Source organism: Sphingomonas crusticola (genome assembly GCF_003391115.1).
GTDB classification, from domain to species: Bacteria; Pseudomonadota; Alphaproteobacteria; order Sphingomonadales; family Sphingomonadaceae; genus Sphingomonas_I; species Sphingomonas_I crusticola.
In genome coordinates, this window is the sequence record NZ_QTJP01000001.1 from 1,141,293 (window position 1) to 1,166,007 (window position 24,715).

Genomic DNA, 24,715 nt, shown 5'->3' on the forward strand with positions numbered 1-24,715 from the left:
CGCACCCTATGGCCGACACGCTCACTCGCCTCGAAGCGACCATCGCCAGCCGCACCGGCGCCGATCCGGCGTCCTCCTACGTCGCAAGCCTCTTTGCGAAAGGACGCGGCACGATAGCGCGCAAATTCGGCGAGGAGGCGGTCGAGACGATCGTCGCCGCGCTAGGCGAGGATAAGTCGGCTTTGGCAGGTGAAGCTGCCGATACGCTCTTCCACCTGATGATCCTCCTCGCCGACGCCGGCATTCGCTTGGCCGACGTGCTGACGATATTGGAGCAGCGCGAGGGCACGTCAGGTCATGACGAGAAAGCCAACCGGCCCTCCTAAGCCAGGCGCCACAATGCCGATACCGCGGCTCGCGATCGTTACGGCTAAGCATTTGATAACTTGAATTAACTTTGCAAATAACTGCGGAACATCGCTCCGCCTCTCCGGTTGAATGGCTGTCATCCAGGAGATTAGCGATGTTCATGCACAATAAGCGGCTTCAATATACCGTTAGGGTATCGGAGCCGAATCCGCGCCTTGCGACTATGATGCTTGAGCAGTTCGGCGGCGCGGACGGCGAGCTAGCCGCTGCGATGCGCTATTTCACCCAGGCGCTTGGCGATGAAGATCCCGGCCGTAAGGACATGCTGCTCGATATCGCGACTGAAGAGCTGAGCCATTTGGAAGTGATCGGTTCGATCGTCGCCATGCTCAATAAAGGCGTGAAGGCCCAGCTGGCCGAAGGACAGATGGAAGAGGTCGAGCTGTACCGCACGATCGGCGCCACCGGCACGAGCGCCAAGGAAGCGTTGTTGTTCGGCGGCGGGCCCGCCCTGATCGACTCGGCCGGCGTTCCCTGGACGGCGGCCTATGTCGATAGCCGCGGCGAGCCGACCGCTGATTTGCGCTCCAATATCGCTGCCGAAAGCCGCGCCAAGATCGTCTACGAGCGCCTCATCAACATCACCGATGATCCCGGCATCAAGGAGGCACTCGGCTTTCTCATGACGCGCGAAATCGCGCATCAGAAATCGTTCGAGAAGGCGCTCTACGCGATCGAGGATAATTTCCCCTCGGGCAAACTGCCGGGCATCGAGAAATATGCCAACATCTACGTCAATACGTCGCAGGGCGAAGGCGATACCACCGGTCCGTGGAATTCGGGCGACCAATGGGATCGCATCGACGATCTGTCGCAGACCATGCCGATCGACGGTGGCGACGGCCTCGCTACGGTTTCGCTCGACAAGGCGGATCAGGCGGTTGCTACCAAGCTGGCCAAGCGCACCATGTCGGATCCGAGCGGCAATCCGCTGACCGGAGTTGACCTCGGCGCGGGACCTGGCGCCGGGCGTACCACTAACGGTGATCAGGGCGGCGCTCCGGACATCGAATCCGCCCCGGCCATGGCCGAGGCCAACGCCCCCGCCTGAACTCCTCAGGTCGACGTTTGAGAACCCGTGATGGAAACTGCCGAAACAGTTCGTGAAGTCTTCATCACGGGTCTCAAGAATGCGCATGCGCTTGAAAATCAGGCGCTTGCGCTCATAGATCGCCAGATCGAACATCTCGCGCATTATGCCGAGGTCGAGCAGCGGCTGCGTAGCCATCGCGGCGAGACGCAGACGCAGATCACCCGCCTTGACCGTCTGCTCGAAGGCTATGGCGAGAGCTCGTCAGGATTGAAGGACACGGCGCTCAGCCTGTCCGGCAACTTGGCAGCGATCGCGCACACATTCGCGCCCGACGAGATCATCAAGAACAGTCTTGCCAATTTCGCGTTCGAGAATTTCGAGGCCGCGACCTACAAGGCGTTGATCGTCATGGCCGAAGAAGGCGGGTTCGCCGATGCAGTGCCAATCCTCCAGCAGTCGCTACAGGAGGAACTAGTGATGGTGGCCTTTTGCGACGAGATATTGCCGATCGTGGTCCGCAAATATCTCGGTTTCCGAGCGAGCGGAGAGCAGGCGAGCCATTGAGGCTCTTGCGCTGTATGGTGTCGGGGTTTTGACACCGCCGCCTCCTCCGCCCGCCAGCCTTGCGCTGGAGCAGCCCGCCCCGCACGTCGGGAGCCTGGGCACTGCTTACGCAAGCGTTCCGGTCCCGCGCCGCGGCTCCTTCTGGCGCAAGCTCGGCGCCTTCATGGGCCCGGGCTACCTTATCGCCGTCGGCTATATGGACCCCGGCAATTGGGCGACCGATCTCGCCGGCGGCTCGCGTTATGGCTATTCCCTGCTGTGGGTCATCGTCGCCTCCAACCTGATGGCGATGTTGCTGCAGGCGCTGTCGGCCAAACTTGGCATCGTCGCCGGCCGCGACCTCGCCCAGGCCTGCCGCGAACATTATTCGCCACCCGTCCGCATCCTGCTCTGGCTGCTGGCCGAGGTGGCGATCATCGCCTGCGATCTGGCGGAGGTGATTGGCACGGCGGTCGCGTTGCAGCTGCTCTTCGGCATCCCGATGCCGCTCGGCGTCTGCCTGACCGGCGTCAATGTCGCCATCGCCATGCTGCTGGAGCGACGCGGCTTCAGGAAATTGGAGGCGCTCATCGCTGGCCTGATGGTGGTCGTCGCCGTCAGCCTCGGCATCGAACTGATCCTGTCGCGGCCGGACATGGCGGCGATCGCCGGCGGACTGGTGCCCTCCGCCGGCATGATTCACGACCCGGCCATGCTCTTCATCGCCGCGGGCATCATCGGCGCGACGGTCATGCCGCATAATCTCTATCTTCATTCGGCGGTCGTGCAGACACGGCAACTCAGCGGCAGCCTTTCCAGCAAGCGCGAGGCGGTGTTTTTCGCCACGCTGGACAGCGTGCTCGCACTCAGCCTGGCGATGCTGGTCAATGCCGCGATCCTGCTGTTGGCCGCATCCGTTTTCCATCCCCGCGGCCAGCCGGTCGAGGACATCGCCCAGGCCTATCATCTGCTCTCGCCGATGCTGGGCGTGAGCGCGGCCAGCCTGCTGTTCGCCATCGCGCTACTCGCCTCGGGCCAGAATTCTACGCTGACCGGCACGATGGCCGGCCAGGTGGTGATGGAAGGGTTCACCAATTTGCGGATGCCCGTCTGGGCCCGCCGCTCTTTGTCGCGCGCGCTGGCGATCGTGCCCGCGGCAATTGTCGCCGCCATGTTCGGGAATTCCGGCACAGCCAAATTACTCCTCGCCAGCCAGGTCGTACTGACGGTGCAGCTGCCGTTCGCGATAGTGCCGCTGATCCGCCTTACCGGCAGCCGCGCGGTGATGGGCGAATTTGCCAACCGGCGCTGGGTCCAGTGGAGCGCGTGGATCATCGCAACCTTGATCGCCGGCGTCGGCCTCAAGCTGTTGTTCGATCTTGCCCGCTCCACCCTCGTCGGATGACCGTGCGCGGCGCTTGTTGTCGCTACCGGCCGGGTCGTAGGTAGGGCGATCGATATTGCGAGGAGCCACCATGCCGATCGACGCCACCCTGCCCTATGACGACACGAACATCTTCGCCCGCATCCTCCGCAGGGAGATACCAGCCAAGACCGTCTACGAGGACGATTACGCCCTCGCCTTTCATGACATCACGCCGCGCGCGCCGGTCCATATCCTCGTGATCCCGCGCGGCCCCTATGCCTCTTGGGACGACTTCTCGGCGAACGCCTCCGAGGCGGAGATAGCCGGGTTCGTCCGTGCCGTCGGCAAGGTCGCGCGCGACAATGGGTTGGTGGCACCGGGCTACCGCCTGCTCGCAAATACCGGCGGCGACGGCGGGCAAGAGGTAGCGCACCTTCACGTCCACCTGTTTGGCGGCCGCCGCTTGGGCCCGATGCTGGTGGAGTGACCGGGTCGCGCATGATCGCCGCTTCGCGGGCAATCCGGAATAAGCCCGCCCCTATTGCGCTGTCGGCACAAGGCGTTAGGCTCGCCCGATAAGCAGCAGGCGTGCAACGCCTTCGCAAGGGGACCTTCATGTTCTTCGACCGCGTCAAACCGCTCGACGCCATCCTTCTCACTGCCGAGAAGAAAGGCCTGCACCGTACGCTTGGTGCCTTCCAGCTTACGATGCTCGGCATCGGCGCCGTCATCGGCACCGGCATCTTCGTGCTGACGTCGGAAGCGGCGCAGAAGGCCGGCCCCGGCATGCTGCTGTCCTTCATCGTCGCGGGCTTCGTCTGCGCGGTCGCCGCGCTCTGCTATTCCGAACTCGCCTCGATGGTCCCCGTTTCGGGTTCCGCTTATACCTATACTTATGCCGTCGTCGGCGAGCTGCTCGCCTGGATGGTCGGCTGGGCGCTGATCCTCGAATATGCCGTCGGCGCCAGCGCGGTTGCGGTTGGCTGGTCGAACCATGCCGTCGGCTTGTTGCGAGGTTTAGGGATAAACTTCCCCGCGGCGCTGAGTAACGCCGACGCCTTGATGGCCAAGGTCCAGCTCGCCTTTGGTGCGACGCCGTCAACCGATCTCACCATGGCATTGCAGGTTGGCGGCTGGATCAACGTGCCCGCAATCATCATCTGCGGTCTCGTCACCTGGCTGCTGATCATCGGCACGACCGAGAGCGCGCGCGTCAATGCTGTGCTGGTGGCGATCAAGATCCTCGCTTTGACCGCCTTTGTGATCCTCACCATTCCGGTCATGAATGCCGCGAATTTCGACCCGTTCATGCCCACCGGCGCCACTGGCGTGATGGGTGCGGCCGCATCGATCTTCTTCGCTTATGTCGGCTTCGACGCGGTCTCGACCGCCGCTGAGGAAACCAAGAACCCACAGCGCAACGTGCCGATCGGGCTGATCGCCAGCCTGTTCATCTGTACCGCTTTCTATCTGCTCGTTGCCTCGGGCGCGATCGGCGCGATCGGTGCGCAGCCGGAAATGGCCGGTGGCGTCCCCCTCTCGCCCGGCTCGGCTGAGATGGCCGGCCGTTGCGCCTCAATCGTGGCCGGCGGCGCGCTGGAGCCGTTGGTCTGCTCCAAGGAAGCCCTGGTTCATGTCCTCGACACGATCGGCTGGCACTCGGTCGGCCGGCTGGTCGGCCTGGCCGCCGTGCTGGCATTGCCCTCGGTCGTGCTGATGATGATGTTCGGCCAGACGCGTGTCTTCTTCACCATGGCACGCGACGGCCTGCTGCCGGAGAAACTGGCATCGGTCCATCCGCGCTATCGCACCCCGCATGTCGTGACGATCGTCACCGGCATCGGCGCGACGATCGCGGCGGCTTTCCTGCCCGTCGGCAAGCTCGCCGATTATTCCAACTCGGGCACCTTGTTCGCGTTCATGATGGTAGCGATTTCGGTAATGGTATTGCGCAAGGTCGATCCGTCGCGCCGCCGCCCCTTCCGCATGCCGATCGTGTGGGTGATCGCGCCACTCGCCATCTTCGGCTGCCTGTATCTCTACATCTCGCTGCCGCTGACCGCGATCCTGGTCCTGCCGATCTGGGGCGCGTTCGGCCTGCTGCTCTACTTCTTCTACAGCCGCTCGCGCAGCCATGTCGGGCGCGGCCATGTCGAAGTGCCGGAGGAAGAGGCCTATCACGGCACCGAACCCCCGCAGCCGGGCACGCGCTGATCCGGTGAGCGTCGAGCGGATCGATGCTGCCGGCCATGCGCTGGCCGGCGGCGACGATCTGCTTGCGGACGGCGAGGCGCTCCATCGGGCCTTCCGCCCCAACATGGGCGCCAACTATCACGCACACATGACGGCGATGTTCGCCGAAGGCGCGGGCCTGATCCAGCTGGCGGATGAGGATAAGGTGTGCGCGCTGGCGGTGTGGCGTGCCTTCCACACTACCTATTGCGGGTACCGGCTGGAAATCGACGATCTCGTTACAGACGAGACGCAGCGCTCCAAGGGCTATGGCGCGACCTTGCTCGCTTTCATCGAGGCGAAAGCGCGCGCCATGGGCTGCGACACGCTGACGCTCAACTCGGGCACGCATCGCACTCGCGCGCACGCTTTCTATTTTCGGGAAGGCCTGCACATCCACGCCTTCCACTTCACCAAGGGTCTGCGCGGCTAGCTTATGGGCCGCCGCGGCCGCCGGTCGCGCCGAAAATCTGGCCGGTCGAGTAACTGTCTTCCTGCGAGGCGAGCAGCACGTAGAGCGCCGCCAGTTCGGCGGGCTGGCCGGGGCGGCCAAGCGGGGTGTTGGCACCGAACTCGCCCATCTTACCCGGCAGCTGGCCGCCAGCGACCTGCAGCGGCGTCCAGATCGGTCCCGGGGCGACGCCGTTCACGCGGATGCCCTTCTTGGCAAGCTGCTTGGCCAACGCCTTGGTGAAGATCATAATCGCACCCTTGGTGCACGCGTAATCCAGGATTTCTTCCTCAGGCTCGTAGGCGTTGATCGATGTGGTGTTGATGATCGCCGCACCGGCCTGAAGATGCGGCACAGCCGCCTTGGTGATGCGGAAGGTCGCGTAGATGTTGGTCTTGAAGGTGCGGTCGAACTGCTCCTCGCTGATATCGAGGATCGACTCCTTGCTTTGCTGATAGGCGGCATTGTTGACGAGGATATCGAGCCCGCTCAAACCGCGCACCGCATCCGCCACCAATTTCTCGCACGCGTCCTGGCTGCGGATATCGGCCGGCAGTGCCACCGCCTTGCGCCCGGCCTGGCGGATGAGGTCCACGACTTCGCGCGCGTCAGGCTCCTCGGTCGGATAATAGTTGATAGCGACATCCGCGCCCTCGCGCGCGAACGCAATCGCCGCGGCGCGGCCTATCCCGGAATCGCCGCCGGTGACCAGCGCCTTGCGTCCCGCCAGCCGGCCGGAGCCTTTGTAGCTGGTTTCGCCATGGTCGGGCCGCGGCGTCATCTTGGAGGCGAGCGCCGGCCAGGGCTGACGCTGTTCGGGCAAGGGCGGCTTGGGATAATTGGCGGCAAGCGGCGCGGTGGGCGCGCCCGGCGCATGCTTTTCCGGCTGGTCCTGCTGCTGCTGCGCCATCGCCGGCACGGCGGCCGCGGCCGCTATCCCGACTGCGGCCACACCGAATACTTCGCGCCGCGAGGGCACACCTTTCTCGTCCGCCATGCCAATCTCCTGTTCGGGACTTGGCAGTAAAACCTCCCAGGCAGATGGGAGTTCAGCGGCGGACGAGAAAAAGGTCCTGTTTAACGTAGGTTAGCCGAGGCGGTCGGCAACCAGCTGGTCGAGCTTGGCTTCGGGGCGCGCGCCATAATGCGAGATGACCTCGGCCGCGGCGATCGCTCCCATATGCAGGCTGTCTTCCAGCGAGCGCTCCTGGATCTGCCCCGCGAGGAAGCCGGCGGCAAACAGGTCGCCCGCCCCGGTCGTGTCGACAATCTTCTCGATCGGCTCCGCAGACACCACGGCCTTCTCGCCCTTCTGCACCGCGACCGCGCCGTTGGCGCCGCGTGTCACGACCAGCGTCTCGACCTTGCGGGAGATCGTCTCGAGCGCGCCGTCGAAATCCTCGCTTCCGGTCAGCGCCAGCAGCTCATTCTCGTTCGCGAACAGGATATCGATCAGACCCTCGTAGATCAGCTTGAGGAAATCCGCGCCGTGGCGCGCGATGCAGAAGGTGTCGCTCAGCGTGAAGGCGACCTTGCGGCCGGCATCGCGCGCGATCTGGATGCCTTCCCGCATCGCCGCGCGCGGCTCCTCCGGATCCCACAGATAGCCTTCGAGATAGAGAATCTTGGCCGAGGCGATCAGATCGCGGTCGAGCGCGGACGCGGGAAGATATTGCGAGGCGCCGAGAAAGGTGTTCATCGTCCGCTGCGCGTCCGGCGTCACCAGGATCAGGCAGCGCGCCGTGCTCGGCTGCGCCGCGCGCATCGGCGTTTCGAACGTCACGCCGTTAGCGCGAATGTCATGCTTGAACACTTCGCCGAGCTGGTCGTCCGCGACCTGGCCGATGAAGCCGCATTTGCAGCCGAGCATCGCCATGCCCGCGACCGTGTTGGCGGCCGATCCGCCGCTGATCTCGCGACCTGGGCCCATACGCGAATAGAGGCTGTCGCTGGTGGCCTCGTCCATTAGCCGCATCGAGCCCTTGGCGACGCCTTCCGAGGTGACGAAGCTGTCATCCGCCTGGGCAATGACGTCGACGATAGCATTGCCAATCGCGACGATGTCGAGCGTGGGTTCGGTCATGTGGGGGAAATCTCCGGATATGTTGCCCGACCGCCTAGGGAAGGCAGCGCGGCCGCGCAACCGCCGTTGATCTTCCTGCACCAGCCTTGCTATCGCCGCGCACGATGCAGCCAGCCCCCGAAACCTCCCGAGTCGCCACCGCCCGCGTTGCCTGCGATGGCGCGACCGAAATTCCCGGCGGCGCCGCGCTCGGCCACCCGCGCGTCTATCTCGAGATTGACGAAAAGGGCTATGTCGATTGCGGCTATTGCGACCGCCGTTTCATCCTGATCGGCGGCCCCGCGGATACCGAAGCCGCGCACTGAGCGATTGCCGTTTCCCCGCGAAGGCCGGCATTCAACCTATAAGGACTATGCGACAGCGCCTTGGCGCCACCGCGCCGCATTATATGATGCTGCACCCGGCCTTCGGCGGGGGAACGAGGGTGACGCCGCTTAGGTCACGTCCTATATCCTTCCCATGACCATTCTCGCCGATCCCCGCCGCTTCCTCTATCGCGATCTCGATCCCGAAACCGCGATCCGCCTGACGGGCGACGCGCTGCGCAATTGCGACGATGGCGAGCTCTACCTCCAATATATCGCCAGCGAATCCTTCGGCTTCGACGACGGGCGCCTCAAGACCGCCGACTTCAATACCCAGGCAGGCTTCGGCCTGCGCGGCCTCTCCGGCGAGACGACCGCCTTCGCCCATGCCAACGAGGTGAGCGAGGCGGCGATCATCCGCGCCGCCGAGACGATGACCCTGCTCGACCCGGCCCAGCCCGGCCGCGCCGCCCCGCCGCGCCGGACCAACGCCAAGCTCTACACCGGCGACGATCCCCTCTCCGCCATTCCGTTCGCACGCAAGGTCGCGCTCTGCCAGGAGGTCGACTCCGCCGCCCGCGCACGCGATCCCCGCGTCCAGCAGGTGTCCGTTGGCCTGTCCGGATCGTGGAGCGTGGTCGAGATCGTTCGTCCCGACGGCTTTGTCGCGCACGACGTGCGCCCGCTCGTCCGCCTCAACGTCTCGATCGTGGTCGAGCAGAATGGTCGGCGCGAGACTGGCTTCTTCGGCCTCGGCGGCCGTTATCTTTACGATCGTTTGTTCGAGCCGGCGACCTGGAACCGCGCCATCGACGAGGCGCTGAGCCAAGCGCTGGTCAACCTCGAGAGCGTCTCCGCCCCCGCCGGCGAGATGACGGTCGTGTGCGGCCCCGGCTGGCCAGGCGTGCTGCTGCACGAGGCGGTTGGTCATGGCCTGGAAGGCGATTTCAACCGTAAGGGCACCAGCGCCTTCGCCGGCCGCATCGGCGAGCGCGTGGCGGCGCCGGGCGTGACCGTGGTCGACGATGGCTCGATCGAAGGTCGGCGCGGCTCGCTCACCATTGACGACGAAGGCACGCCGACCCAGACCAACGTCCTGATCGAGGACGGCATCCTCAAGGGCTATATCCAGGATCGCCTCAATGCCCGCCTGATGGGGGTCGCCCCGACCGGCAATGGCCGCCGCGAAAGCTTCGCCCACGCGCCGATGCCGCGCATGACCAACACCTTCATGCATGGCGGCAAGGACGATCCGGCCGAGATCCTCAGCCGCGTCAAGAACGGGATCTACGCCAAGTCGTTCGGCGGCGGGCAGGTCGACATTACCAGCGGCAAATTCGTGTTCAGCTGCACCGAAGCCTACAAGATCGAGAACGGCAAGTTGGGCGCGCCGATCAAGGGCGCGACCCTGATCGGGGACGGCCCGACCGTGCTGACCAAGGTCGCCGCGATCGGCAACGACATGGCGCTCGACGAAGGCGTCGGGATTTGCGGCAAGGGCGGGCAATCGGTGCCCGCCGGCGTCGGCCAGCCGACTTTGCTGATCGACGGGCTCACCGTCGGCGGCACCGCTGCCTGACGTCCTCTCCCGTTTGCGCGAGAGGCTCGGCTTCTCGCCGTCCGTGACGAAGCTCTCGCCCCCTGCTCCGGCAGCCCGCGGCAAAGGAGTATCGCTCGCCTTAGGCGGCGGAGCGGCGCGCGGCTGGGCGCATATCGGCGCGCTGGATGTGCTGCAGGAGGAAGGGATCAAGGTTGATGCCGTCGCCGGTACCTCGATCGGGGCGCTTGCCGCCTTATGCTTTGTCACAGGCAGGCTCGATATTCTCGAAACGATCGCACTTGGCGCCACCCACCGTCGCGTGCTTGCTTACCTCGACCCCCATCTCGGGCGCGGTGCCTGGCTTGGTGGGCGGCGCATCGCGCGCGAGCTGACGACCCATTTCGCCGGGCTGCAGCTTGAGGACCTTCCGATCCCGATCGCGCTAATAGCCGCGGATCTCGAGACCGCCGAGGAGGTCCGCCTCACCTCGGGCGCGGCGATCAGTGCCGTCCAGGCTTCGATCGGCCTGCCCGGAATCTTCCGCCCGATCGCGCGCGACGGCCGCCTGCTGATCGATGGCGGTATGGTCGCCAACGTGCCGATCGCCGCCGCCCGCGCGCTTGCCGCCCACAGTCCGGTGGTCGCGATCGATCTGATGGGCGATTATGCAGGCTATATCCGCGCCAGCACGCATGACGGACAACGCTCGGCGCTGGGCACGCTGCGTTCGGCCTTTTTGATGATGGTCACGCAGCAGACCCGCCTCGCGGTCGCGCTCGATCCGCCCGAAGTCATGATCGCGATCCCCGCCGGTCACATCAGCACCGGAGCCTTCACCCGCGCCGCTGAGCTGATCCGGCTCGGCCGCGAAGCCGCGACCGCAGCTTTGCCCGCGATCCGCGCCTGCCTCGACGCCGCGTCGTTCGCCGATCCCTTGCCGCAAGAGGCTGAATAGCGAAGCGCGTGGCTGCCGACACCGGGTGCGCTGACTTAAGAGAACTGCTTGATATTTAGCGATTTTCGATCATCAAAGCGGAACCGCTGGGAAGCGCCATCGTTGGCGTCATCATCGCACAGGAGTGAAGATGGTGCAGAGCAAATTACCAATCGTCGCGAAATGCAGCACTGCGCTGGTCGCCCTTTCGCTGGCTTTGACCGGTTGCGCCACGCCGACACCTTACCAGCCTTTGTCGCGGCCGGGGTCACTGGCGGGCGGCTATAGCGACATACAGATCGAGCCGAACCGCTTCCGCGTCAGCTTCTCTGGCAATTCAATGACATCGCGCGACACCGTCGAGACCTTCCTTCTCTATCGCGCGGCGCAATTAACGGTCGATCGCGGTTTCGACTGGTTCGTCATGGCGGACCGCAATACCGACCGGAACAGCAATACCTATGTCTCGCAGCCGTTCGCCTCGGGCCCATGGGGCTATTGGGGACCCTCCTGGCGCTATCGTGGCCGCGGCTTCGGCTGGCGTGGCTGGGATCCCTATTGGGGCGATCCCTTCTGGGGCGGCAATATCGATATCTCTACTGTGACCCGTTACGAGGCGACGGCCGAGATCGTCACCGGCCGCGGGCCCAAGCCTGCCGACAATCCGCGCGCATTTGACGCGCGAGCCGTGCTGGCCAATCTCGCATCGCGCGTCCAGACCCCGCGATGAGGCTGCGGCCGCTGGCGGGCCGCCACCCGCGGGCTCATGCGATCGCCCGTTTTGATAGGACGCGTGGCGATCGCCGCACCCGGAGCCGCTTGCCTAAAAAAGCAGCACGTTGACGATTCTGCCTAACGGCTGAGCGGTAATACATTCCGTATCCTCCCGCCGCCCTCGCTGCGCATGCTGGCACGCTTTTTGCGTTGCAGCATCGGGGAATGAGCAGGGAGGTGGAATGAAACTCGTAATAGCCATCATCAAACCGTTTAAGCTCGACGACGTGCGCGAGGCTCTGTCCGCGCTCGGCGTCCAGGGCATGACGGTCACCGAAGTGAAAGGCTTCGGCCGCCAGAAGGGCCAGACCGAGATCTACCGTGGTGCCGAATACAGCACGAACATGGTGCCCAAGATCAAGGTCGAGGTCGCATGCAGCGCCGATCTCGCGCCGCGGGTGGTGGAGGCGGTGCAGCAATCCGCCAACACCGGCGCGATCGGCGACGGCAAGATCTTCGTGCTCGACGTCGGTCAGGTGGTGCGGATCCGCACCGGTGAGACCGACGAGACGGCTCTCTAGGATTCAAGGGGGACACATGAAGCTTTCGACCAAGATATTGGCCGGGCTGGGAATGGTGGGCGTCGCAGCGCTCATGTCCCACCCCGCGCTCGCGCAGGCCGCAGCAGCGCCTGCCGCCGCCTCGCCCGTTCCGGCCGCGACCGTCAACAAGGGCGACACCGCCTGGATGCTGGTCGCCTCCTTGCTCGTGCTGATGATGTCGGTACCGGGCCTCGCGCTGTTCTACGGCGGCCTCGTCCGCACCAAGAACATGCTTTCGATCCTCACCCAGGTGTTGGTGATCGTGTGCATGGTCGCGGTGATTTGGGTCACCTGGGGCTATTCGGAAACCTTTACCAGCAGCGGCAGCCCCTTCGTCGGCGGCCTGTCCAAGCTGTTCCTGAAGGGCGTCGATGCCAATGCGCAGGCGGCAACCTTCTCCAACGGCGTCTATATTCCCGAGCTCGTTTACGTCTGCTTCCAGATGACCTTCGCCTGTATCACGCCGGCGCTGATCGTCGGCAGCTTCGCCGAGCGCGTGAAATTCTCGCCGCTGATGCTGTTCGTCGCCCTGTGGGTCACGCTGGTCTATTTCCCGATCGCACACATGGTGTGGTTCTGGGGCGGCCCAGACGCCATCGCGAACGCGGCGCTGCAGGGCAAGGCTGCGCTCGACGCCGTCAATGGCGACGTGGGCTTCCTGTTCGGTATGGGCGCGCTCGACTTTGCCGGCGGCACCGTGGTGCACATCAATGCCGGTATCGCGGGCCTCGTCGGTTGCCTGTATTTCGGCAAGCGTATCGGTTATCCGCGTGAGCCGATGCCGCCGCACTCGCTGACCATGACGATGATCGGCGCCTCCCTGCTGTGGGTGGGCTGGTTCGGCTTCAACGCCGGTTCCAACCTCGAATCCAATGGCGTCACCGGCGTTGCCTTCATGAACACCTTCATTGCTACTGCCGCAGCCGGCCTCTCGTGGGTGCTGGTCGAGCAGGTCGTGAAGGGCAAGCCGTCGCTGCTCGGTGCGGCTTCGGGTGTGGTCGCCGGCCTGGTGGCCGTCACACCGGCGTCGGGTTTTGCCGGGACGATGGGTTCAGTCATCCTCGGTCTGATCGTATCGCCGATCTGCTTCTTCTTCGTCAGCACGGTGAAGACTAAGCTTGGCTATGACGACACGCTCGACGTGTTCGGCATCCACTGCATCGGCGGCATCATCGGGGCGCTCGCCACCGGCATCCTCGTCGACCCGGCGCTGGGTGGCCAGGGCATCGCCGATTATGCCTCGCAGCCTGGTACGGCCGTGTTCGGTTACACCAGCTACGGAGCGCAGCTGTTCATCCAGGCCAAGGCGGTGATCGTCACCCTGCTGTGGTCGGGTATAGGCTCCTTCATCCTCTTCTTCGCCATCGACAAGACGTGGGGCATGCGTGTCACGCCGGAAGTCGAGCATGAAGGCCTCGACATCGCCGAACATGGCGAGCGGGCCTACCACTATTGACGAGATCGGGGTGGGCTTCGGCCCGCCCCTCCAGGGGTTCCTCCTGCGAACGACTGGCCGGCGGAGAAATCCGCCGGCCTCTTTTTTGTGGCGGGGTTGACCAGGCCTGAAACGATCAGGTGGGCGCAAAGCCCTATTCGATCGGATAAGGCTTGGTCAGGATCGGGCGGATCGAGTTCAGGTCATAACCCGCCCCCGCTGCCTTCGCGATCAGCGCTTCGCCTTCGTCGCCCAGCCGATTGCGCGCCAGCGCCCACAGGAAGGTGGAACGCGTCCCCGAACGGCAGAAGGCCAACACCGGCCCATCCGCCTTCTCCAGCGTGTCCGCCATCGCCGCGATCTGCCATTCGGCGAAGCCCGAATGATCCACCGGGATCGCGACATAGGTCAGGCCCGCCTCGTGAGCCGCCGCTTCGATCTCGGCGCTATCCGGCTGGCCCGGCTGCTCGTCATCAGGGCGGTTGTTGATGATGGTGGTGAAACCCTGCGCCTTGGCGGTGGCGATATCGTCCGGTTCGATCTGGCCGAACACCGAGATCGACGAGTCGAGCGTGCGGAACATGGGCCTCTCCCTGTGGCTAGCGGCGTCCTCATAGCCAGCTTGGCTCCTGCGGAACAGCCGCGCTTGACTCCCGTTGAGTGTCAGCGAAAATGAGAACATATAGAGAACTGATGACGTGCGAGTCGCAACCCCTTCCTGCGCCACAGCGCCCTACCGGCCTTATGCCGGACATCGGCTTTGCACAGGCGGCGCCGGTCCGCTTCGCGCTGGGCGCAGCGCCGCTGGATGCCGCGCTGGGCGGCGGATTGGCCAATGCGCGCCTGCACGAACTCTGGCCTGCTACCGTCGAGGATGCGCCGAGCACGGCCGGCTTCGCGCTGATGCTGGCGCTCAGGGCCAGTGGGAATTCCGGCACCATCGTCTGGATCGAGCAGGAGCGCGGGCGCCAGGGCGCGCTTTACCCGCCCGGCCTGATGGAGCTTGGGATCGATCCCGCGCGCATCCTGTTCGTCACCACGCCCGACGAGAAGAGCCTGCTGCGCGCCGCCGGCGATGTCGTGCGCTCGCCGGCGGCGGCGGTGGCCGTGATCGCGCCCGCGGATTCGGCGCGGCTGCTCGATCTTACCGCCAGCCGCCGGCTCACTTTATTTGCCGAGCGATCGGGCACGACCGCGATCCTGCTACGCACCACCGATCCGCAGGCGCCGTCCGCCGCGACCACGCGCTGGCGGGTGGCGTCATGCCTGTCCCAGGCGCTGGAAGCCAATGCCCCCGGCGCGCCTGCCTTTGCGCTCGACCTGATCCGCCAGCGCGGCGGCGCCCCGTCCGCCGGCTGGCGGCTGGAGTGGGATCGTGACCGTGCCTGCTTCGCGCCGCTATCTCGCCTTGTGGCTGTCGATGATGGCGGAGGATATCTGGCGGCTGGATAATGATCTCCTCCCCGGCACGGGGAGGGGGACCGCCGCCGAAGGCGGTGGTGGAGGGGCAATCTGGAGCGTCCCCCAATTGCCCTCCACCATCGCTGCGCAATGCCCCCCCTCCCGAGCAGATGCCGGGGAAGACCCGCCCATCGTTTTCGTCGAGAAGCTCAACAATGCGATGCGGCTGACCGCCTTGTCGCGCGCGGCACTCAAGCTTGGCCTCACCCCCTCCCTCACCCTCGCCGACGCCCGCGCGCGGGTGCCCGACCTGATGGCGCTGGATCGCGATCATCAGGCCGAGGCGCGCCTGCTCGCGCGCATCGTCGCCGGCTGCGCGCGATATACGCCGATGGCCGCGGCCGCGCCGCCCGATGGCGCGATCCTCGACATTACCGGTTGCCTCCATGGTTATGACGGCGAGCAAGGTCTCAAGACCGATCTCGCTGCACGACTGGCGGAGGGTGGCATCACCGCCCGGCTCGCCTTCGGCGACACGCCGGAACAGGCGCGCGCGCTCGCCCGTTTCGGCCGCGACGGCGGCGATCCGCTCGCCTTGCGGGTCGAGGCGCTTGAGGTCGATCCGGCGGTGACGCTCGCGCTACGCCGCGCCGGGCTGAAGACGATCGGCGCGCTCGCCTCCCGGCCGCGCCGGATGCTGGCGGCGCGGTTCGGCGATCTGGCCATCCGCCTCGCCCGCCTGCTTGGCGAGCAGGATCGCCACATCACGCCCGAACGGCCCTTGCCGCCGGTGTTCGCGCTGCGCCGCTTCGCCGAGCCGATCGCACGGGTCGAGGATGCGCTCGCCTGTCTGGAGGAACTCGGCAACGAGATCGCTACCGTCCTGCTCGAACGCCATCAGGGCGGACGACGCTTCATCGCGCGCTTGTTCCGCAGCGACGGGGCCATCGCCATGGTCGAGATCGCCACCGGCCAGCCGACGCGCGATCCCGCTTTGCTCGGCCGCCTGTTCCGCGAGCGGATCGATGCACTAGCCGATCCGATCGACCCTGGTTTCGGCTTCGATCTGATCCGGCTCGACGTGCCCGCCACCGAGCCGCTGGCGGCGCGCCAGGACAATTATACCGCCCCCGCCCGCCACGACGAGAAGATGGCCGAACTGGTCGATCGCCTGTCCGTCCGCCTCGGGGCGCGACGCATCTATCGCGCGCGGCTGGAGAATAGCCACATCCCCGAATGCGCCTCGGCCCCGTGTGCGCCGGCTTCGTCACATGCCTGGGAAGCCCCGCCCGCCGACGAGCCACCGCTGCGCCCACTGCGCTTGCTCGATCCGCCGCAGTCGGTCGGCGCGGTGGTATCGGAAGTGCCGGACGGCCCCCCTAAGCGCTTTACCTGGCGCGGCCAGACCTATGCGATCGCGCGCTGGGAAGGCCCGGAACGGATCGCCGCCGAATGGTGGCGCCGCCGCGACCGTGCCGGCCGGCCGCGCGATTATTACCGGGTCGAAGATGCCGACGGTCACCGATTCTGGTTGTTCCGCCACGGCCTGCATGCGTCCGGCGGCGCGGGCGAACAACCGGGCTGGTATATCCACGGCCTGTTCGCATGAGCACGGCGGCCTATGTCGAGCTGGCGGCGGCCAGCAATTTCTCGTTCCTATATGGCGCAAGCCACGGCAGCGACATGCTCGCCCGCGCGCTGGAACTGGGGCATAGCGGACTAGGTATCGCCGATCGCAATACGGTCGCGGGCGTGGTGCGCGTGTGGCAGGCGCTCAAGGATAACCGGAAAAAACTCCCGCACGACGCAACACTGCGCGATTTCAAGCTCGTCACCGGTACGCGGCTGATCTTCGCCGACGGCACCCCCGACATCATCGCCTATCCCGAGACCCGCTATGGTTGGGGCCGGCTGTGCCGCTTGCTCTCCACCGGTAATATGCGCGCCGACAAGGGCGATTGCGTATTGTCCTTGGGCGACCTGCTCGAACATTTGGGTGATCTGCTGCTGATCGTCCTCCCGGAAAGCACACGCCGCGAAGGCGAAGGGATGGCCCGCAGGCTGGACAAGCAGACTCAACTGCCTCCTGATGTTCGCGACGAAAGCTCCATTTTCCCGTTCCCTGTCGAAGGCCGGGGTCCAGCCCCGTCAGCAAATCCGCGCGGCAGCGCGGGCGCGGCTTTGGTCGCTCCCTTGGCAGAGCCGGACCCCGGCCTTCGCCGGGGAACGGCTAATAATGACAATGTTATCGCTTTCCCCGCCCGTGGTCCGACGGAAAGTCGGGACGCCCTGACCCGGACGCTCGCCACCCTGCGCACCGTGGCCTTCGATCGGGTGTGGTTGGGCGCAGCGATGCGCCGTTCCGGCTCCGATCACCGCGGTCTTGCCAAATTGGCAAAGCTCGCTCGCACCGCGCAGGTACCTTTGCTCGCGATCAACGATGCGCTCTACGCCACGCCCGAAGATCGTCCCCTGCAGGACGTGCTCACCGCGATCCGGCTTGGGATTAGCGTGAATGAAGGTGGCAAGAAGTTTGAAGCCAATGCCGAGCGCCACCTCAAAGACCCTGCCGAGATGGCGCGGTTGTTCCGCAATCATCCCGAAGCGATCACGGAAACCTCACGCTTCCACGCGCGCATCCGCTTCGACCTGAAGGATCTGCGTTACGAATATCCGCACGAGCCGGTACCGCCCGGCTGGAAGCCGATACGGTGGCTCAAGCGGCTGGTCGGCAAGGCCGCGGGCAAGAAATGGCCGGAGGGCCTGCCCTCCAAGGTTCGCACGATGCTCCAGGAAGAGTTCTCGCTAATCGAGAAGCAGGACATCCCTTATTATTTCCTGACGGTCCACGATCTGGTGCGCTTCGCCCGGCGTCAGAAACCTCCGATCCTGTGCCAGGGGCGCGGCTCGGCCGCCAATTCGATGGTCTGTTATCTGCTCGGCATAACCTCAATCGATCCGGCCGAGCATAATCTGCTCTTCTCTCGCTTCCTGTCCGCCGAGCGCGCCGAGCCGCCCGATATCGACGTCGATTTCGAGCATGAGCGGCGCGAAGAGGTGATGCAATATATCTACCGGCGCTATGGCCGCCATCGCGCCGGCATCGTCGCTACCGTCATCCATTATCGTTCGCGCTCGGCCGTGCGCGAGGTCGGCAAAGCGCTGGGTTTAACCGAGGACGTCACCACCCGGCTGGTCAGCACAGTGTGGGGCAGCTTTTCCAACAAGATGGAGCAGGCGCGCTTCCACGAGACCGGCTTCAGCCTCGACAATCCGGAGATTGAGCGGCTCCACCATTTCGTCGGCCGCCTGCTTGACGCCCCCTTCCCACGCCATCTCTCGCAGCATGTCGGCGGCTATGTCCTGACCGAATATCGGCTGGATGAGACGGTACCGATCCATCACGCCGCGATGGCGGATCGCACCTTCATCGAATGGGACAAGGACGATATCGACGCGCTTGGCCTGATGAAGGTCGATGTCCTCGCGCTTGGCATGCTGACCTGCTTGAGCAAGGCGTTCAACCTGATCCACGCCAGTGACGGCCCCGATTATACGCTCGCCTCCCTGCCGCCTGAGGATCCGGCCACTTATAAGATGCTCCAGAAAGGCGACAGTATCGGCGTCTTCCAGGTCGAAAGTCGGGCTCAGATGAATATGCTGCCGCGGCTGATGCCGAAGGAATTTTACGATCTGGTGGTGCAGGTCGCGATCGTGCGGCCCGGCCCGATCCAGGGCGACATGGTCCACCCTTATCTGCGCCGGCGAGCCGGGCTGGAAAAAGCTGAATTCCCCTCGCCCGATCCAGCGCATGGCCCTGCCGATGAGCTGCGCGAGCTGCTCGGAAGGACATATGGTGTGCCGCTTTTCCAGGAACAGGCAATGAAGCTCGCCATCACTGCCGCCGAGTTCACGCCGGAGGAAGCCAATCAGTTACGGCGCGCCATGGCCACATTCCGTCATGTTGGCGGCATGCATAATTTCCGCGAAAAAATGGTCGATGGCATGACCCGGCGTGGATACCAGCGTGATTTTGCCGAACGTTGCTACCGCCAGATCGAAGGCTTTGGCAGCTACGGTTTCCCGGAAAGCCATGCGCTGAGCTTCGCCTTGCTGGTCTATGCCTCGGCTTTCATCAAGAAACATTATCCAGCCGCTTTCTGCGCTGCCCTGCTCAATTCGCAGCCAATGGGCTTCTACGCACCCGCGCAGATTGTCGGCGACGCGCGGGAGAATGAAGTCGACGTGCGCGAGATCGATGTTTCCTCCAGCGACTGGGACAACCTCCTCGAGCCAGACCATGGTCAGTACGCGGTGCGGTTGGGGTTTCGCCAGATCGACGGTTTCAAGGAGGATTGGGCCAGGGCGATCATGGATTGCCGGCCAACGCTCCCCGAAAAGAACCGTACCAGCGCGCAACGGATTGAAGCGCTCGCCCGCGCCGCCCGTTTGCCGTCGCGCGCGCTGCGCCTGCTCGCCGATGCCGACGCTTTCCGTTCCTACGGCTATGATCGTCGCGAAGCCTTGTGGGAGGTGCGGCGGACGCCGAGCGAGGCCCTACCCTTGTTCGCCGCCGCCGACGCGCGCGAATTGGGGAATGAGGAGGATGCACAACTGCCCGTCATGCCGTTGAGCGAGCATGTCGCCGCCGATTACCAGATGACGCGCCTGTCGCTGAAGGCGCACCCCATGTCCTTCCTGCGCCCTCTGTTTGCCGCCGAGGGCGTGCTCAGCGCGCAGCAGATGCGCGACGCCAAGGACGGCACGCGCGGCAAGGTCGCGGGCGTGGTGCTGGTCCGCCAGCGCCCGGGCGAGGGCAAGGCGATCTTCGTCACGCTGGAGGATGAGAGTGGCGTCGCCAATATCCTGCTGTGGGCACGCGACTTCGAGAAATATCGCCGCGCGGTGATGGCCTCGCGGCTGATGGAGGTGCGTGGCGTAATCCAGAAGAGCCCGGAAGGTGTCGTCCACCTGATGGGGGCGCATGTCGTCGACCGTACGCACGAACTCGAACGCCTGTCGGAAGACCATCCGACCCGCACTACATTGAGCCGCGCCGACGTGTTCGAGCACCCCCAGCTCCCGCGCCACGCCGTCCCGCGGGGCAGCCATCCGCGCAACGTGCGGGTGCTGCCGCCCAGTCGCGACTTTCACTAATGGATTTGCTGGGCTAAGCGGACCGCATCACGAGAACCCGATTCACGCTTCAGGCGAGCAACGCTCCGCCTGATCCGATCGGGCTCCTGAGCGTCGGGGAGTGGCGCAGTCTGGTAGCGCACCTGGTTTGGGACCAGGGGGCCGCAGGTTCGAATCCTGTCTCCCCGACCATTTCTGCCAAAGGCTAGCGCCTTCGCTGCTGACATCCCGTCATGGTATCTTGCTCCACCGGCCCACGGGCCCGCGCCGTTTCCGGGATATGGGAACGCGCTCGCTTCAGGCTTGCCTGTTCCCACACTCTTTGTAGCACCACCGGATAATAGGGTGCCGGGCGGGGCGGATGATCTGGCCTCAGACCTACACCCCGGCTGCCCGTGCCGCTCACCGCTCACCTGATCGAGGCTCCATGGTAAAGCTCGCCGCAAACCTATCGATGATGTTTACCGAAGCGCCGTTTCTAGAACGATTCGCGCTTGCCGCGGACGCGGGCTTTACCGCCGTGGAGATGATGTTCCCCTACGAGGTGCCCGCAGCTGAGGTGGCCGACCACCTCCGTCGGCACGGCCTGGCTATGGTGCTGTTCAACATCCCCGCGGGGGATTGGGCGGGCGGCGAGCGCGGCATCGGTGCGCTGCCCGATCGCGTGGATGAATTCCGCGCCGGCGCTCAAAAGGCGCTGGACTATGCGCGCATACTCGCCTGCCCGCGCCTTCACCTCATGGCCGGCAAGGCGCCGGCTGGGGAGGAGTCGCGGCGGACACTGATCGACAATATCCGCTACGCCGCCAATCTCGTCGTGGGCGACAAGATCGATATTCTGCTGGAACCGATCAACACCCGCGTCGACGTGCCGGGCTATTTCTACGATACGACCGCGCCGGTGCTCGACATCATTCGCGAGGCGGGCGCCCCCAACGTGAAGCTGCAATACGATATCTACCACATGCAGATCATGGAGGGCGATCTGGCGCGCACGATCGAGCGGCTCCTGCCCTCGATCGGCCATATCCAGCTGGCGGACAATCCCGGCCGGGGTGAACCCGGCACCGGCGAAATCAACTATTCCTGGCTGCTCGAGCACATCGATCGGCTCGGCTACGACGGCTATGTCGGCTGCGAATACAAGCCTGCCGCGCAGACCCAGGACGGTCTCGGCTGGACCAAACCTTACCTGAAGGGTCAGAGCCAATGAAGATCGGTTTCGTCGGCGTAGGAATAATGGGGCGGCCGATGGCGGGCCATCTGCAGGGGGCTGGGCATGACTTGTTCCTCGTTCGCCATCGCTCACCACTGCCGGCAGAATTGCTGGATGGCGGCGCGGTCGAATGCACATCGCTCCGCGAGGTGGCGGAACAGGCCGACCTCGTCATCCTGATGGTGCCGGATACGCCGGACGTGGAGAATGCCCTGTTCGGCGGGAATGGCGTCTGCGCCGGGCTTTCCGCCGGCAAGACCGTGATCGATATGAGCTCGATCGATCCGATCGCGACCAAACGCTTTGCCGAGCGGGTCAATGTGGGCGGCTGCGACTATGTCGATGCCCCGGTATCGGGCGGCGAGGTCGGCGCAAGGAACGCCGCGCTGACGATCATGGTTGGCGCCGATGAGGCCGTATTCCAGCGCGTGAAGCCGCTGTTTGAGCTGCTGGGCAAGAACATCACCCATGTTGGTGAAGTCGGTGCCGGTCAGACGACGAAGGTTGCCAACCAGATCATCGTTGCGCTGAACATCGAGGCGGTGGCCGAAGCCTTGGTTTATGCCGCCAAAGCCGGGGCCGATCCAGCCAGAGTACGTGCGGCCCTTATGGGAGGTTTCGCCGCCTCGCGCGTGCTCGAAGTGCATGGCGAACGCATGATCAAGCGCACGTTCGATCCCGGTTTCCGTATCCGGCTGCATCAGAAGGATCTTAATCTGGCGCTGAACGGGGCACGCGAGCTCGGGATCGCCCTGCCTAACACCGCAGCGGCACAGCAATTGTTCAGCGCGGTCGTCGCGCGTGGTGGAGGCGATCAGGACCATTCCGCCATGGTGCGCGCGCTGGAGGCGCTGGCGGATCACGAAGTCGGCTGATTTCCGCCCGAGCCTCCCGGCCGCGTGCGTGGCCGTTCCGCATGTCCATCAGGTGGGAAAGCGAACCGATCCAGTTGCAACCCGCTCGTAGACCGTGGTCCATGCAAGCAAGCCGATAAGGCGCGAAACAGGAGAGCGACGCATGGAAACGGAGGGCGGACTAAACCGACGTCAGTTGCTGGTTTCGGCGGGCGTCGCGGGGGCCGTGTCGCAGCTTGCCGCTGTCACCCAGGCAGTGCCGCGCACCCGCGGGCAGCAACCTTCCCCGCCGATCGACTTCGCCAATCGGGAGATTGCCGCAGCAGCGGCCGGAGCGTCGAGCCCCGCGCCCACGATACGCTACACGATTGATGCCTCTCTCGGCGCGCAGAGCTATCGCTTCAGGGGATCGCCTGCGCAGCTGACGATCGTCGCAGGCGACGCGACCGGTGCCATGTATGGCGGGCTGGATGTCGCCGATGCGCTGCGCATGGGGCCGGAAGGTATGGCCACGCTCGCCGACGATCGCCTTCACAAGCCGCACGTCGCCAAGCGCGGTATCAAGTTCAACATCCCGCTCGACCTGCGCACGCCCAGCTATTCCGACGGCAGCACAAGCGCGCGGGCCAATATTCCGGAGGTCTGGACCCTCGAATTCTGGACCACCTATTTGGACGAGATGGCGCGCGATCGGTACAACGTGCTGTCGCTGTGGAACCTGCACCCCTTCCCCTCGATGGTGAAAGTTCCGGAATATCCGGATGTCGCCTTGGCCGACGTCTGGCGCAGCAGGGAGCCGCTCGGTCCCAGCGTCTTCAATGAACGTGGCAGGGACGCGATCCCGCCGCGCTATCGCGCCAATCACGAGGTGCTGCGCAAGCTCTCGATCGACCAGAAAATCGCCTTTTGGCGCACCGTGATGCAAATGGCCGCCGACCGCGGCATCGAAATCTACATCATCACCTGGAACATCTTCATTTATGGTGCGGAAGGCAAATACGGCCTCACCGACGAGATCACGAACCAGAAAACCATCGCCTATACTCGCGCCAGCGTGCGCGAGATGGTGCGGACCTATCCGCTGCTTGCCGGCATCGGCATCACGGCGGGGGAGAATTTGCCCGGCGACAATCCCAAGATCACCCAGGAGCAGTGGCTCTGGCAGACCTATGGCGAAGGCGTTCGCGACGCATTGCACGCTCAGCCCGGCCGCGAATTCAAACTGATCCATCGCTTCCACGAGACCGATGGCGGCGAGATCGAACGAAACTGGAGCCGGTATCCGGGCTGGCCGCACAGCTTCACGTTCAGCTACAAATATTCCGTCGCCCACATGTACTCGTCGGTGAACCCGCCCTTCCTCGCCGAGGCGGCCTCCTACGTCACGCCCGAGCTGAAGACGTGGCTGACCGTTCGCAACGACGACATTTATTCCTTCCGCTGGGGCGATCCCGACTTCGCGCGGGACTATGTCTTGAACATGCCGCCCAGCGACCGGCTGGTCGGCTTCTATATCGGGCCGGATGGCTTCTGCTGGGGACGCGACTTTTTGGATCGCGCGACCGCCAACCAGGAGCTGGGCGCGCAGCGTCCGCTGGTGATGCAGAAGCAATGGTATTCGTTCAAGATGTGGGGTCAGCTGGCTTACGATCCGACGCTGCCCAACGCCTATTTCGAGGCGTTGCTGCGCGCGCGTTTTCCACAGGTCGACGCGGCCAAGCTCTATGCCGCGTCCAGCGTCACCTCCAAGATTGTGCCGCAGACGACGCGCTTTTTCTGGAAGGACATCGATCTCGAATGGCTGCCGGAGGCCTGCGTCCATCTCGATCGAAAGAAGCAGAGCACCGCCTTCTACACGGTCGCCGATTTCATGAACGGCGCATCGATGCCCGGCAGCAATATCCTGTCGATCCGGCGATGGCGCTACAAGCTGGGCAAGAAGATACCGCTCGGGCGGATCTCGCCGCTCGATTGCGCCAGTGCGCTGGAAGGATGGTCGGATACCGGGCTTAGGCTAGTCGGCGAGCTGCGCCAGTCGGGTGCCGGCGCCAACCGCGAGCTGGCCCAGACGATCGACGATTATGAGGCGATGGCGCATCTCGGCCGCTATTATGCCGACAAGATCCGCGGTGCTTGCGCGCTGGCGCTCTATGACGAAAACCGCCGCAAAAACCTTCAGGCGGACGCCGTCCGCCATCTCGAAGACGCCCGCGACGCCTGGCGCCGCTATGCCTCGGTGCGCGACCGCAACTACCTTCCCAACTTCCTCAACCGAATCGGGTTCGTCGACGTGACCGCGCTGACGGCCGAGGCAGAGCAGGACATCGTCATCGCCAGGCGCTGGCAGCCCGGCACCCTGCAGTTCGATCCCGCCGCGCCGGAAACGCGGTGGACTAACCTGCCAAAGGAAACACTGAACATCTGAACCCAGTCTCGGGCGCCTGGAGCCTTGGTCGGCCAAGCCGGTGCGAGAACATTCGAAGGTTAGGAGGGGCAAGCAG

22 protein-coding genes and 1 tRNA gene are annotated in these 24,715 nt (G+C 64.8%); 20 read left to right on the forward strand and 3 right to left on the reverse strand.

Translation table 11 applies throughout. The annotated features are described in order from the left end of the window. Positions 1–8 precede the first annotated feature (8 nt). The 7 genes from DX905_RS05450 to DX905_RS05480 all read left to right on the forward strand — a co-directional run bounded on the left by DX905_RS05450 (position 9) and on the right by DX905_RS05480 (position 5,976). The gene (locus DX905_RS05450) at positions 9–326 is read left to right on the forward strand and encodes a phosphoribosyl-ATP diphosphatase (RefSeq protein WP_116090449.1); all 318 of its coding nucleotides are present in this window, start codon (positions 9–11) and stop codon (positions 324–326) included. Between the two features lie 137 nt (positions 327–463). Next, positions 464–1,420 (forward strand): manganese catalase family protein, encoded by a 957-nt coding sequence (locus tag DX905_RS05455; RefSeq protein WP_116090450.1) that lies wholly within the window; start codon positions 464–466, stop codon positions 1,418–1,420. 30 nt (positions 1,421–1,450) lie between these two features. After that, positions 1,451–1,966, forward strand: coding sequence for a ferritin-like domain-containing protein (locus tag DX905_RS05460; protein ID WP_116090451.1), 516 nt, complete (start codon positions 1,451–1,453; stop codon positions 1,964–1,966). A 28-nt stretch (positions 1,967–1,994) separates the two neighbouring features. Further along, a complete protein-coding gene (locus tag DX905_RS05465) occupies positions 1,995–3,350 on the forward strand; it encodes an Nramp family divalent metal transporter (RefSeq protein ID WP_240320733.1) in 1,356 nt (451 codons plus the stop codon). A 70-nt stretch (positions 3,351–3,420) separates the two neighbouring features. Next, entirely contained in the window at positions 3,421–3,798 is a 378-nt protein-coding gene (locus DX905_RS05470; protein ID WP_116090452.1) for a histidine triad nucleotide-binding protein, read from the forward strand. A 128-nt stretch (positions 3,799–3,926) separates the two neighbouring features. Then, entirely contained in the window at positions 3,927–5,525 is a 1,599-nt protein-coding gene (locus DX905_RS05475; RefSeq protein WP_116092351.1) for an amino acid permease, read from the forward strand. A 4-nt stretch (positions 5,526–5,529) separates the two neighbouring features. After that, positions 5,530–5,976 carry a GNAT family N-acetyltransferase gene (locus DX905_RS05480; RefSeq protein ID WP_205412199.1) on the forward strand — a complete coding sequence of 149 codons (447 nt, stop codon included), beginning with the start codon at positions 5,530–5,532 and terminating at the stop codon, positions 5,974–5,976. Between the two features lies 1 nt (position 5,977). Here DX905_RS05480 and DX905_RS05485 read toward each other — a convergent pair whose 3' ends face one another. Both DX905_RS05485 and DX905_RS05490 read right to left on the reverse strand, forming a co-directional pair. Next, positions 5,978–6,991, reverse strand: a complete 1,014-nt coding sequence (locus DX905_RS05485) for an SDR family oxidoreductase (RefSeq protein ID WP_116090453.1) — start codon at positions 6,989–6,991, stop codon at positions 5,978–5,980. Between the two features lie 90 nt (positions 6,992–7,081). Continuing rightward, positions 7,082–8,077, reverse strand: coding sequence for an adenosine kinase (locus DX905_RS05490; protein WP_116090454.1), 996 nt, complete (start codon positions 8,075–8,077; stop codon positions 7,082–7,084). A gap of 104 nt (positions 8,078–8,181) precedes the next feature. Between DX905_RS05490 and DX905_RS05495 the strand changes: the two genes are divergently transcribed. The 6 genes from DX905_RS05495 to DX905_RS05520 all read left to right on the forward strand — a co-directional run bounded on the left by DX905_RS05495 (position 8,182) and on the right by DX905_RS05520 (position 13,628). Beyond that, entirely contained in the window at positions 8,182–8,382 is a 201-nt protein-coding gene (locus DX905_RS05495; RefSeq protein ID WP_116090455.1) for a zinc-finger domain-containing protein, read from the forward strand. 154 nt (positions 8,383–8,536) lie between these two features. Beyond that, positions 8,537–9,961: a metalloprotease TldD gene (gene tldD / locus DX905_RS05500; protein WP_116090456.1), complete on the forward strand. Its 1,425-nt coding sequence runs from the start codon at positions 8,537–8,539 to the stop codon at positions 9,959–9,961. 43 nt (positions 9,962–10,004) lie between these two features. Next, positions 10,005–10,877 (forward strand): patatin-like phospholipase family protein, encoded by an 873-nt coding sequence (locus DX905_RS05505; protein WP_162875475.1) that lies wholly within the window; start codon positions 10,005–10,007, stop codon positions 10,875–10,877. A 130-nt stretch (positions 10,878–11,007) separates the two neighbouring features. Continuing rightward, a complete protein-coding gene (locus DX905_RS05510; protein WP_116092353.1) occupies positions 11,008–11,586 on the forward strand; it encodes a CC0125/CC1285 family lipoprotein in 579 nt (192 codons plus the stop codon). Between the two features lie 226 nt (positions 11,587–11,812). Continuing rightward, positions 11,813–12,151, forward strand: a complete 339-nt coding sequence (locus DX905_RS05515; RefSeq protein ID WP_116090458.1) for a P-II family nitrogen regulator — start codon at positions 11,813–11,815, stop codon at positions 12,149–12,151. 16 nt (positions 12,152–12,167) lie between these two features. Further along, positions 12,168–13,628 (forward strand): ammonium transporter, encoded by a 1,461-nt coding sequence (locus tag DX905_RS05520; RefSeq protein WP_116090459.1) that lies wholly within the window; start codon positions 12,168–12,170, stop codon positions 13,626–13,628. A 133-nt stretch (positions 13,629–13,761) separates the two neighbouring features. Here DX905_RS05520 and DX905_RS05525 read toward each other — a convergent pair whose 3' ends face one another. Further along, positions 13,762–14,190 (reverse strand): protein tyrosine phosphatase family protein, encoded by a 429-nt coding sequence (locus tag DX905_RS05525; RefSeq protein ID WP_116090460.1) that lies wholly within the window; start codon positions 14,188–14,190, stop codon positions 13,762–13,764. A 110-nt stretch (positions 14,191–14,300) separates the two neighbouring features. Between DX905_RS05525 and DX905_RS05530 the strand changes: the two genes are divergently transcribed. From DX905_RS05530 to DX905_RS05560, 7 genes are all read left to right on the forward strand, one after another. Continuing rightward, complete coding sequence (locus tag DX905_RS05530; RefSeq protein ID WP_162875476.1) at positions 14,301–15,059, forward strand: ImuA family protein; 759 nt, start codon at positions 14,301–14,303, stop codon at positions 15,057–15,059. Beyond that, the gene (locus tag DX905_RS05535; protein ID WP_240320734.1) at positions 14,983–16,617 is read left to right on the forward strand and encodes a Y-family DNA polymerase; all 1,635 of its coding nucleotides are present in this window, start codon (positions 14,983–14,985) and stop codon (positions 16,615–16,617) included. Before DX905_RS05530 ends, DX905_RS05535 begins: the two co-directional genes overlap by 77 nt. After that, positions 16,614–20,165, forward strand: a complete 3,552-nt coding sequence (locus DX905_RS05540; protein ID WP_116090463.1) for an error-prone DNA polymerase — start codon at positions 16,614–16,616, stop codon at positions 20,163–20,165. Before DX905_RS05535 ends, DX905_RS05540 begins: the two co-directional genes overlap by 4 nt. Positions 20,166–20,259: 94 nt before the next feature. Then, positions 20,260–20,336: transfer RNA gene (locus DX905_RS05545), tRNA-Pro, on the forward strand. A gap of 235 nt (positions 20,337–20,571) precedes the next feature. Beyond that, positions 20,572–21,357, forward strand: coding sequence for a 2-oxo-tetronate isomerase (gene otnI / locus DX905_RS05550; protein WP_116090464.1), 786 nt, complete (start codon positions 20,572–20,574; stop codon positions 21,355–21,357). Further along, positions 21,354–22,235 carry a 2-hydroxy-3-oxopropionate reductase gene (locus DX905_RS05555; protein WP_116090465.1) on the forward strand — a complete coding sequence of 294 codons (882 nt, stop codon included), beginning with the start codon at positions 21,354–21,356 and terminating at the stop codon, positions 22,233–22,235. The genes otnI and DX905_RS05555 overlap by 4 nt, the downstream gene beginning before the upstream one ends. Before the next feature lie 142 nt (positions 22,236–22,377). After that, the gene (locus DX905_RS05560) at positions 22,378–24,639 is read left to right on the forward strand and encodes a carbohydrate-binding family 6 protein (protein ID WP_116090466.1); all 2,262 of its coding nucleotides are present in this window, start codon (positions 22,378–22,380) and stop codon (positions 24,637–24,639) included. The last annotated feature ends 76 nt before the right edge of the window (positions 24,640–24,715 follow it).

What these genes read in the sequence shown, in the direction of transcription:
- DX905_RS05450 (WP_116090449.1), top strand. Translation starts at nt 9, where the DNA reads ATGGCCGACACGCTCACTCGCCTCGAAGCGACCATCGCCAGCCGCACC.
- DX905_RS05455 (WP_116090450.1), top strand. Translation starts at nt 464, where the DNA reads ATGTTCATGCACAATAAGCGGCTTCAATATACCGTTAGGGTATCGGAG.
- DX905_RS05460 (WP_116090451.1), top strand. Translation starts at nt 1,451, where the DNA reads ATGGAAACTGCCGAAACAGTTCGTGAAGTCTTCATCACGGGTCTCAAG.
- DX905_RS05470 (WP_116090452.1), top strand. Translation starts at nt 3,421, where the DNA reads ATGCCGATCGACGCCACCCTGCCCTATGACGACACGAACATCTTCGCC.
- DX905_RS05475 (WP_116092351.1), top strand. Translation starts at nt 3,927, where the DNA reads ATGTTCTTCGACCGCGTCAAACCGCTCGACGCCATCCTTCTCACTGCC.
- DX905_RS05485 (WP_116090453.1), bottom strand. Translation starts at nt 6,991, where the DNA reads ATGGCGGACGAGAAAGGTGTGCCCTCGCGGCGCGAAGTATTCGGTGTG.
- DX905_RS05490 (WP_116090454.1), bottom strand. Translation starts at nt 8,077, where the DNA reads ATGACCGAACCCACGCTCGACATCGTCGCGATTGGCAATGCTATCGTC.
- DX905_RS05495 (WP_116090455.1), top strand. Translation starts at nt 8,182, where the DNA reads ATGCAGCCAGCCCCCGAAACCTCCCGAGTCGCCACCGCCCGCGTTGCC.
- tldD (WP_116090456.1), top strand. Translation starts at nt 8,537, where the DNA reads ATGACCATTCTCGCCGATCCCCGCCGCTTCCTCTATCGCGATCTCGAT.
- DX905_RS05510 (WP_116092353.1), top strand. Translation starts at nt 11,008, where the DNA reads ATGGTGCAGAGCAAATTACCAATCGTCGCGAAATGCAGCACTGCGCTG.
- DX905_RS05515 (WP_116090458.1), top strand. Translation starts at nt 11,813, where the DNA reads ATGAAACTCGTAATAGCCATCATCAAACCGTTTAAGCTCGACGACGTG.
- DX905_RS05520 (WP_116090459.1), top strand. Translation starts at nt 12,168, where the DNA reads ATGAAGCTTTCGACCAAGATATTGGCCGGGCTGGGAATGGTGGGCGTC.
- DX905_RS05525 (WP_116090460.1), bottom strand. Translation starts at nt 14,190, where the DNA reads ATGTTCCGCACGCTCGACTCGTCGATCTCGGTGTTCGGCCAGATCGAA.
- DX905_RS05530 (WP_162875476.1), top strand. Translation starts at nt 14,301, where the DNA reads ATGACGTGCGAGTCGCAACCCCTTCCTGCGCCACAGCGCCCTACCGGC.
- DX905_RS05540 (WP_116090463.1), top strand. Translation starts at nt 16,614, where the DNA reads ATGAGCACGGCGGCCTATGTCGAGCTGGCGGCGGCCAGCAATTTCTCG.
- otnI (WP_116090464.1), top strand. Translation starts at nt 20,572, where the DNA reads ATGGTAAAGCTCGCCGCAAACCTATCGATGATGTTTACCGAAGCGCCG.
- DX905_RS05555 (WP_116090465.1), top strand. Translation starts at nt 21,354, where the DNA reads ATGAAGATCGGTTTCGTCGGCGTAGGAATAATGGGGCGGCCGATGGCG.
- DX905_RS05560 (WP_116090466.1), top strand. Translation starts at nt 22,378, where the DNA reads ATGGAAACGGAGGGCGGACTAAACCGACGTCAGTTGCTGGTTTCGGCG.